Genomic DNA, 8,450 nt, shown 5'->3' with positions numbered 1-8,450 from the left:
GGCCTGCTCCAGCTGCTCCGCGCAGTGGAGGCAGTCCCGCTTCCGGCCGGTGTCCCATCCGGACTCGCATCCGGGATCGGAGCAGCCGCGCCGGACCAGGCCGATCCGCACCAGCCAGCCGTACGGGCGGCGGACGTCGGCCGGATCGGCGGTGGCCCAGCGGCGGGCGAGCCGCTCGGCGACCCGGTCGACGTCGCCGGCGTCCTCGATCGCCTGGCCGATCGCCCGGGCGGCCTCCCGCTGCTCCCAGCGGCTCATCCGCTCGGCCAGGCCGAGCGCCTGGGCCAGGACCTGGTAGGCGGCAGCGGTGATCAGCAGCGGGGGCAGGGCAGTTGGCCGTTCCGGCGCAGCCGATGCGCGGCCGGGCCCGGCGGCGGCCTCGCGGGTGCTCGCGGGCGCGCCCGTGACGCGCGGTACGGCGGTATCGGCTACGCCGGACGAGCAACCCCCCACGGGGCGGGGCCTGTTGGAGAGATCTTGTTGGAGGGATCTTGTTCGTCCGGTCGATCCGGCAGGGGTGGTCGCGGTCGATCCGGCAGGGGTGGTGACGGTCGATCCGGCAGGGGTCGCGGCCAGCTCGTCGAGGTCGAACAGGGCGGCCTGGCCGTCGATCTCGGCGTGCGGGGCGGGCGCCGGCGGGGCGCAGCGGCGGCCCTTGGTCTGGCGGGGCTGCGGGAAGTCGAGGAGGAGCTGGGTGGGAACGCCGGGGATCGGGGCGTGGTGGACGGTGTAGCGGGCGGCCCGGCCGGAGGAGTCGGCGCGGCTGATCCAGCCGGCCGAGGTGAGCTCGGCGACCGAGGCGCGGGCCTCCTTCTCACCGACGCCGGCCAGCCTGGCTATCAGGCCCACGCTGGAGGGCTCGTTGAGGTGCGAGCGGACGGCCAGCACGCAGTAGACGGAGAAGTCGGCGCCCGTGAGGGTGTTGCGGGCGTAGGAGCTGACGCACACCCACAGCACGTCCGCGTCGTCCGGGGGCAGGACGAGGACGCGCGCGGACGTGCCGCCGGGGCGCTGGACGGCGCGGACCATGCCCAGTGCCTCGGCGCGGCGCAGCGCCGTGCCGACGGTGTCCGGGTGGAGGTCGAGCGCCTCGGCGAGGGTGCGGTCGGCGGCCCAGCAGTAGCCGTCGCGAAGGCGCGCGTAGTCGCCGGCCAGCGTGACCGCGCGCAGGTGATCGCCCGTCAGCAGCGCCACCCACGGCAGCGGAACCCGGGTCCAGAACGGAGAGGAGACGGAGACGGAGGTGGTGGTGTCGGGCGCCGGGGTCTGCCCGGGGCCGGTGGACGGTGCGGGCTGGACGGCGGCGGCGACGGCGGGCCGCGGCATGGTGCTCCAGATGGTCCAGGGGTGGTGCCGGTGGGCGCGGGACGGTGCCGCCGCGCCCACCGGCCGTACAGAGGCGGGCGCCTACTGCTGCTGGCGGTAGCCGGCGGCGGTGAGCCCGGCGACCAGGTCGTCGACCAGGTCCGGCGGGACGGCGTCGGCGCGGCCTCGGAGCGCGTTCGCGACGGCGCTGCGCACTCGGGCCTCGTGGCCGGCCGGGTCGTCGAACAGCGGGTCCTGCCGGGGGTCGCGCCGGCTGGTGTTGCCCTCGCGGTCGAGGTAGTAGACCGAGGCGGGCGTGATCCCCTTCGGGGCCTTCAGCACGGTCGCGACGGCGATCGACAGGGGGCCGCCCTCGACGTGGCCTTTCGGGGCCTCCACGGTGACGATGACGGCCAAGGTCCCCTTCTTGCCGTGCTCGGAGACGGCGCGGTTCAACTCGCGCAGCTCACGGGAAGCGTCGTCGTGGACGCGGCCGCCCATGTGCTGCACGAGGAAGTCGGCGAACGGCTCGGGGGCGGTGTCGTCCAAGACCTCGCCGGTGTCGGTGTTCAGGCGGGCGGTGGTGCTCATCGGGCGTCCTTGTATCCGGCGGCGATCAGGGCGGTGACGAGGTGCTCGGCGAGGTCCTCCCGCTGGGCCTGCTCGCGGAGCGGGACGGGCCCCGACACCCGCTGGTACGCGCGCATCGCGTCCATCAGCACGGCGTGCAGGCCCGTGGCCGGGGCGGCCGGCGCCGGGCTGCGGGTCTCGGACGCGGCCTGGACCCACTCGTCGTAGTCGGCGAGGTCCATGCCGTTGGTGATCGGGGAGCCGAGCGCGGTCGCGGCGGCGAGCGCGAGGGTGGCGTGCACGCCGGCCTCGGCGACCAGGTGCACGCCGGTCTCGGGCGCGCAGTCGTCGTCCCAGGCCATCAGGAGGCGCTGCTGGGCGAACCGGTAGTGCGCGGGGCCGGTCCAGGACGGAACCTCACCGGTGGCGAGGTCGATAAGTGCGGGAGACATGAGGGTCCTCTCGGGGACGAAGGGGGCAGACGATCAGGTGCGCGGGCCCGGCGACGTGGACCAGGTGCCGGACGGCGGCCGCGCCGAGCGCGGCATCGCGGTGACCACACGGGCAGTCGTAATCCGCGGTCGGGGGCACGCGCGGTCCGTAAGGCGGGCCGGACCCGAACGCGACATGCAGCCCGACGAGGAGGGCGGCGTGAGCCGTGTCCGGGTCCGGGGTCACGGCCGGGCCCGGGCGGCTCTGGGGCCGGGGGCGAGGCCGGCCGGGCGGGCGCGCTCGGCGCGGGCGGCCTGCCTGGCCGCCTCCGCGCGCGCCTGGCGGATCTCGTGGACGAACTGCTCGATCGACCAGGCGCCGAGGCACAGAGCCGCGATGACGCACAGGGCCAGGAGCCAGATCACAGGTCACCGCCGTCCACGGTCGGGCGCAGCTCGGCCAGGGCGATGCCGTACGCCGAGCAGGCGCCGGAGCACCACCAGCGGCCGGGCTCGCGGGATCCGGCGACGCGGGCGTAGATCCAGCCGGGCCTGCCGCCGGTGACGGTGCCGGCCTCGCCGCAGCCCTCGGTCGGGCACGCCCGGCCGGTCGGCCGGGACGGGATCACGGGGCGCTCGCCCGTGAGGCCGCGGTTCCACTCGTGCGCGGACCTCGGCGCCGCCACCGCAGCGCGCTCGCGCTGGTCCGCGTTGTAGACGGCCCGGCACCCGCACGGGTCGCCGTCCGCGATGGCCACCTTGCGGTGGCGGTGCTGGCGGTAGCCGCGCAGCGTGCCGTGCTCGATCGGGCCGAGGGTGCCGGCCATCAGATCTCCTCCGCCGTGCGCCGCAGCCGGATCGGGACGACGTAGTACTCGGTGTTCGCACCATCGGCGGAGAGGTACTCCTCGCCGTCCGGGGCGTCCTCCTCCACCGGCGCCCAGACCATCTGCGCATCCGGCTGCTGGTCGACGGCGTCGAGGAGACAGCGGCCCTGCGCGACCTCTCGGGAGGTGTAGAGGCCGAGCGGCTCGGTGTCCCACTCCGCCCGGTACACCGTCAGCGGCGTGGTCCGCAGCAGGCCGGCCGCCTCCAGCGCCCGCACGATCGCGGCCGGCGTCGGGTCCTGACCCTGCTGCGCCTGGACGACGAGCTCAGCGGTGCGCACGATGTGCTGCTCGCCCGTCACACCGTCACCTCGGCGCGACGCGGCAGGACGATGGTCTCCAGGCTGACGTCGACGCCGTCGATGGTGCACGTCGCGGTCACGTAGGTGTAGCCGTTGCCGTGCACGGTCCGCGCGGTCGGCACGCCGAGCATGGAGGCCCACGCCTCAACGGCGGGGCCGTCGTCCAGCGTGTGCGCGATGACGACAGGCCGAGACGCATGCGGGGTGTTCTCGACGGTGACCGACCGGGGCGCTGGCTGGAGGCGCTCGGTCAGCCGCCGCGCGACGTCGTGCGCGGCGGCGAGCCGCGCGTGCGGGCTGGAGTCGGAGGTGAGCGGCGCCGGCCGCGCCTGGAGGACCTCGATCTGGTGCTGAGCCTCCTGGGCGGCGCGGTCCTGCACGACGATCTCGGCCACCAGCTCCCGCAGCACCGGCAGCACGGTGCGCAGCAGGCGGTTGGCCGTGCGGCGGGTGCGCTGCGACCAGGTGAGCGCGCGGGGCACGATGGCGTCGAGGTCGCCGGTGTAGATGGCGGCGAGGCGCTCCAGCGACGGGGAGCCGTCGGCGGAGCGGATGCCGACGAGGACGGCGACGGCCTGGTCGTGGGTCATGGCGGTCTCGGTCATGCGGTCACCGCCACCGGGGCCGTGACGCGGTACGGCGCGTACGCGGAGATGGTCACGGACACGTCGCCCTGGACGATCGTCAGCTCGTACTCCAGACCGCCGGCCGCGCGGACCGTCGACATCGCGGCGGCCGGGATCGCCTCGCGCCAGACGTTGAGGGCGACGACCGCGTCCGGGCCGACGAACCGGGCCTTGACGGTCCCGTCGGGGTGGATCGTCAACTCGGGCGCCGGCGCCCGCCGGATCGCCGCAGCCTCCAGGAGCCGCAGCCACATCCGTCCGGCGGCGTGCTGCGCCCGGAGCGGGTTGGGGTTGGTACCGTTCTTCACGGGTCCTACTTCCGTTGAGTGGTGGGTAGGGCCGGGCCGCTGCCCCTGGAGTCCAAGCCGGGGAAGGCGGCCCGATCGTTTCTGGCGGCTGCTCAGGCGGCGTGGGCGGCGGTCTTCAGTTCGCGCTTGATGCGACGCGCCTGAGCGGCCCTCAGCGCGAGGTTGCTGAAGTACGCTCGGCGCGCGCTCTCGGCCCGACGGAGCCGCTCCGGCTCGGGCAACACGCCCTCCGGGTCGACCTGCGTTTCGAAGCGCGCCAGCGCGGCGGCGCGCGCCTTGGCCGTGCGGCCCGCCGGGTCGCTCGTGTTCGCCCAGCTGGTGTGGGCCGCGATCTGTGCTCGCAGGGAGCGCTCGGTCTTGGTCATGGCATATGCCCCTTGGCCGGATTGTCCGCGACCGTGGACGCGGACACTTGGTCATCGAACAGCGCTCCGATGTGGACACCGAGGAGTTCCGCGATGCGATCAGCGGTGCGCTGGTCCACGGTGGGGCGGGCGCCGGTGAGGAGGGCTCCGGCCTTCGAGCGACTTACGCCAGCCCCGGAGGCGAGGTCCCTGACCTGGAGGGACTTGCCGCCCGGGGCGCGCCGCATGAGGCGTCGCAGTAGGTCGGGGTCGGCTAGGCGGAGCCTGTGGTCGAGCATCGAGACACCTCGCGTTGCTGTCCGCGTCCGTGGACGCGGACAGTTAAGCACAGCGCTTGTGCGAGTGTCCACGATCGCGGACAGCTCAAGTTTTGGTCATGTCTGGGTACCGGGGAAGCGTCCGTGTCCGTGGACGTGGACAATGTGTCCATCGGTTGGTGCCTGCGGGGCGCTGACCTCGGTAGATGCCAGGAACACCCGATCCGGGGCGTGGACATCTGGCGGTTAAGGGGCTCACATGACTAGGCGAGACCAGCTCACCGCACTGGTGCAAGAGCAGGTTGGGGCAGGGAAGCGCTTCTCGCTGCGCGCGTTCGTCGAAGTCGCAGTAGACCCTGAGACCGGATATCAGCCGGGCAAGACCCTCATCGGGAAGATCACCCAGGGACTCACGTTCGAGGTGAGTCCCCAGTTGATCTCCGCCCTCGCAGCCGGCCTTGGCCTCCCTCGCGAAGAGGTGGTGCGTGCGGCCGCCGTCCAGTTTCTGGGATACGAGGTGACGGACCCCACCGGGGGAGGGGTCGAGGGGGCAACCGTTCGGGTGGCTCGCGAGCCGAACGCTCAGCCTGGCGTGGGCCCCATGTTGCAGCAGTTTCTTGACGAGGAACTTGGCGACGCAAGCGGCCGCTAACGTGACGCGTGTCACAAAGAGGAAACGATTGCTCCGGTTTTGAACATTCGCACGTGGGAGGGCTGCGACCCGACGGGACGTGCGCGTAGTGTGGGGCCGCCTCGTGCAACTCGCACGCCTGTTCGAAGGGTGAAGCATGCCCTCGTCCAGGCGGAGACAAGGGGGTCAGATGACCGATGTGACCATCCGCTACCGGCCGCTCGACGCGGGGGAGCCCGCTGCCCTGCTTGAGACGCCGGAGCGCGTCATCATCGCAATCGACCCTGCGGACCCGGAAGCGGGTCTTCGCGCGCTCACCGCCCTCGTCCAGGAGCGCTTTGACTCCGGCGCTTGGAAGCGGAACCAGGAGCCCCCCGCCTCGGCAGGATGAGGCGAGGGGCCAGGGCCCCGGCTACCGCTCGTGCAGGCGGTCGCCGGGGCTCAGCTGTCGGTGCTCCTGGCGGGCCCGCTCGCCGGCCGCCGAGGCCCCGTAGCGGGTCAGCATTTGCCGGGACCGCCACCCCGTGATCCTCATCAACGCGTCTTCGTTGCCGCCGTTCAACTTCCACTGGTGCGCGAAGGTGTGGCGGAACTGGTGGGGGTGGATGTGCGGGAGGCCGGCCGCCTTGGCCCGGCGTTCGATGATGTCGGCGATCCCCCACTTCAGCATGCGCCGCTTCGTCTTCACGCCGATCCACAGCGGGTCCGTGTCGACCAGCGCGCGCCCGATGTGCTTGGCGTACGCGCGGAAGTAGCGGTCCACCGCCTGCACCGTCTGCCGGCCGATGGGGACCTTTCGCTCGCGGCCCCCCTTCCCGATGACGGTGAGCTCCAGGACGTCGAGGTCGATGTGCTGCACATCCCGGACGGTCAGCTCACTGAGTCGCACTCCGGTGTCGATGAAAATGCACACCAATGCGTAGTCGCGCCGCGACTCAAAGTCCTTGCCCGAGCACTCCTTGATGAGCCGCTTGAGGGCGTCGTCGGGCAGGACAGGAACTGCCTTCTCGGGTACGACGGGGGCCTGCATCGTCCGCATGGGCGAGCGGTCGATCTCCTCCTCGTTGAGCAGCCAGGTGAAGAAGGTCTTGAGGCTGCGGAACGCCTGGTGTGCGTTCCCCGGGCTGGTCCGCTCCAGCAGAGCGGTGATGTGCGCCTCGACGTGCTCGCGGTGGATTTCCTCAAGCTCGGTTGGGGCGGGCTTCGAGTCCTTGTCAGGGGGCTCGTACGAGAGCAGGAAGGCCGCGAGGTCGGCGCCGGCCCGCTCGTAGATTTTGATCGTGTTCACGCTCAGGTTCCGCGAGCGGAGCGAGCGTATCCAGGAGGCGACGAGGGGGCGGAGGTCGTAGGGCTGGGGGGCGTCGGGGGGCAGGAACGCGAGGGTGGTGGTGTCTGCCATGACGTCACGCTAGGTGACGGAGCCCGTTTTGCATAGGCGGTTGGCCTGTTACCGCTGTGCTAGGCGCTTCGCCGAAGACTCTCCGAAGAAGTGCCAGTTCAGGCGCTGTTTGCGCCCCCAGCAGGATTCGAACCTGCGACCTACCGCTTAGAAGGCGGGTGCTCTATCCGCTGAGCTATGGGGGCGGGACGGGCTGCGCCCGGATGGGCGCGACCGCTGCCGGGACCGGGCGGTGGGCGTGTGGCGCCCGCTGTCCGCTCCCGTGCCTGAGGGTTGGGTGTGGGGGTTGGCGGGGCCCCTGCCCTGTCGGGGACAGGATAAGGGTGTCCCGTTCCTCGGCCGGGTGTTGCGACACCGCCGTTGGTGTGTCGGCCTCGGTGGAGCGGTCCGATAATCGCAGGTGAAGGCCGTGAGTGCAGCGGTCTGGAGGTGTTCCGCGCCGGACGTTGTGCACTCGTTACGGGGCTGTCTGCCCACCCGTTATGGATTCGGCACGGAGAAAGCGGCGCCGCCGAGGCCGGCATCGACGCGGGTGGGGGGCCGCATTCGGGTTCGTTCGGTCGGATGACGTGCGCCAACGGTCGGCGGGGCCACCCGTGGGGGTGTCCCGGGGCGGCGGGGCGGCCAGGGGTTTCTTGTCATGGACCCGAAAGGTTTGGGTGTGATGGTCGCACAAAGGCTGAAATTCACCCCTGTGGGGGACAAGGTTTTTCCACAGGGCCGAGTTGTCCACAGGATTTCGGATCTCCCTGGTGAGCATTTCCCGGGAAGCGCACTCTCAACGCGCACCGGTCGATTCCGTACGGTGCATCCGAGAGAGCGGAGCGTGCTGTGAACGAGACCCAGGTGACGGTGATCGGGAATGTCGCCACCGAGGTGACGTACACCCAGACCCCCGGCGGGGTGCCGGTGGCCAACTTCCGGCTGGCGTCGACCGAGCGGCGCTACGACCGGGCGCGGGACGGCTGGGTCGACGGCGAGACGCAGTGGGTGACGGTGACGGCCTGGCGGGCGCTGGCGGGTCACCTGATCCATTCGCTGTCGAAGGGCGATCCGGTGGTGGTGAGCGGGAGGCTGAGGGTCCGGGAGTGGACGGAGGGGGAGGCGAAGCGGAGCCGGGTCGAGATCGACGCGCGGTCGGTCGGACACGATCTGAGCCGTGGGACGGCGAGGTTCAGCTGGGCGCCGGGTGTGCGGAGCGGCTCTCCGGGCGGATCCGGGGCCGGTGGCGCGACCGCCGGCGGGGGCGGGGGTGGCGCCGGGAGCGGGGCCGGGCCGGACGAGGCGCCGGGAGCGGCCGGGGCGGCGTTCGGCGAGGCGGTGCCCGGGTGGATCGTGGACGCCCTGCGCGGTCGGCGGGCGGGCGCGG

12 protein-coding genes, 1 tRNA gene and 2 pseudogenes are annotated in these 8,450 nt (G+C 72.3%); 3 read left to right on the top strand and 12 right to left on the bottom strand.

Translation table 11 applies throughout. The features are described from left to right. The 10 genes and pseudogenes from ABD308_RS28445 to ABD308_RS39780 form a co-directional block, all read right to left on the bottom strand. Nucleotides 1–1,326 (bottom strand): annotated as a pseudogene (locus tag ABD308_RS28445) (hypothetical protein); the annotation flags it as partial. 81 nt (nt 1,327–1,407) lie between these two features. Then, nucleotides 1,408–1,896: a hypothetical protein gene (locus ABD308_RS28440; RefSeq protein ID WP_344340449.1), complete on the bottom strand. Its 489-nt coding sequence runs from the start codon at nt 1,894–1,896 to the stop codon at nt 1,408–1,410. Further along, entirely contained in the window at nt 1,893–2,327 is a 435-nt protein-coding gene (locus ABD308_RS28435; RefSeq protein WP_344340448.1) for a hypothetical protein, read from the bottom strand. The genes ABD308_RS28440 and ABD308_RS28435 overlap by 4 nt, the downstream gene beginning before the upstream one ends. A 222-nt stretch (nt 2,328–2,549) precedes the next feature. Then, a complete protein-coding gene (locus tag ABD308_RS28430; RefSeq protein ID WP_344340446.1) occupies nt 2,550–2,732 on the bottom strand; it encodes a hypothetical protein in 183 nt (60 codons plus the stop codon). Next, nucleotides 2,729–3,133: a hypothetical protein gene (locus ABD308_RS28425; protein WP_344340443.1), complete on the bottom strand. Its 405-nt coding sequence runs from the start codon at nt 3,131–3,133 to the stop codon at nt 2,729–2,731. The genes ABD308_RS28430 and ABD308_RS28425 overlap by 4 nt, the downstream gene beginning before the upstream one ends. Beyond that, entirely contained in the window at nt 3,133–3,495 is a 363-nt protein-coding gene (locus ABD308_RS28420; RefSeq protein ID WP_344340441.1) for a hypothetical protein, read from the bottom strand. Before ABD308_RS28420 ends, ABD308_RS28425 begins: the two co-directional genes overlap by 1 nt. Then, the gene (locus ABD308_RS28415; protein WP_344340439.1) at nt 3,492–4,100 is read right to left on the bottom strand and encodes a hypothetical protein; all 609 of its coding nucleotides are present in this window, start codon (nt 4,098–4,100) and stop codon (nt 3,492–3,494) included. The genes ABD308_RS28420 and ABD308_RS28415 overlap by 4 nt, the downstream gene beginning before the upstream one ends. Continuing rightward, nucleotides 4,097–4,429, bottom strand: a complete 333-nt coding sequence (locus ABD308_RS28410; RefSeq protein ID WP_344340436.1) for a hypothetical protein — start codon at nt 4,427–4,429, stop codon at nt 4,097–4,099. Before ABD308_RS28410 ends, ABD308_RS28415 begins: the two co-directional genes overlap by 4 nt. A gap of 92 nt (nt 4,430–4,521) precedes the next feature. After that, the gene (locus ABD308_RS28405; protein ID WP_344340433.1) at nt 4,522–4,794 is read right to left on the bottom strand and encodes a hypothetical protein; all 273 of its coding nucleotides are present in this window, start codon (nt 4,792–4,794) and stop codon (nt 4,522–4,524) included. Further along, entirely contained in the window at nt 4,791–5,072 is a 282-nt protein-coding gene (locus ABD308_RS39780) for a helix-turn-helix domain-containing protein (protein WP_425554871.1), read from the bottom strand. The genes ABD308_RS28405 and ABD308_RS39780 overlap by 4 nt, the downstream gene beginning before the upstream one ends. A gap of 238 nt (nt 5,073–5,310) precedes the next feature. Here ABD308_RS39780 and ABD308_RS28400 point away from each other — a divergent pair, with 238 nt between their 5' ends. Beyond that, complete coding sequence (locus tag ABD308_RS28400; protein WP_344340431.1) at nt 5,311–5,703, top strand: hypothetical protein; 393 nt, start codon at nt 5,311–5,313, stop codon at nt 5,701–5,703. A 169-nt stretch (nt 5,704–5,872) separates the two neighbouring features. After that, nucleotides 5,873–6,073 carry a hypothetical protein gene (locus ABD308_RS28395; protein ID WP_344340428.1) on the top strand — a complete coding sequence of 67 codons (201 nt, stop codon included), beginning with the start codon at nt 5,873–5,875 and terminating at the stop codon, nt 6,071–6,073. 21 nt (nt 6,074–6,094) lie between these two features. On the opposite strand, the gene ABD308_RS28390 is transcribed toward ABD308_RS28395, so the two are convergent. Then, nucleotides 6,095–7,081: a tyrosine-type recombinase/integrase gene (locus ABD308_RS28390; protein ID WP_344340425.1), complete on the bottom strand. Its 987-nt coding sequence runs from the start codon at nt 7,079–7,081 to the stop codon at nt 6,095–6,097. Nucleotides 7,082–7,193: 112 nt separating this feature from the next. Continuing rightward, a tRNA-Arg gene (locus ABD308_RS28385) sits at nt 7,194–7,266 on the bottom strand. A 646-nt stretch (nt 7,267–7,912) separates the two neighbouring features. Between ABD308_RS28385 and ABD308_RS39775 the strand changes: the two are divergent. Then, a pseudogene (locus tag ABD308_RS39775) lies at nt 7,913–8,450 on the top strand (single-stranded DNA-binding protein); the annotation flags it as partial.

The sequence above is a fragment of the Kitasatospora putterlickiae genome (assembly GCF_039527695.1).
In the GTDB taxonomy this organism is placed as follows: domain Bacteria; phylum Actinomycetota; class Actinomycetes; order Streptomycetales; family Streptomycetaceae; genus Kitasatospora; species Kitasatospora putterlickiae.
The sequence above is the reverse complement of the archived record's forward strand: the minus strand, read 5'-3'. Positions and strand labels throughout refer to the sequence as shown.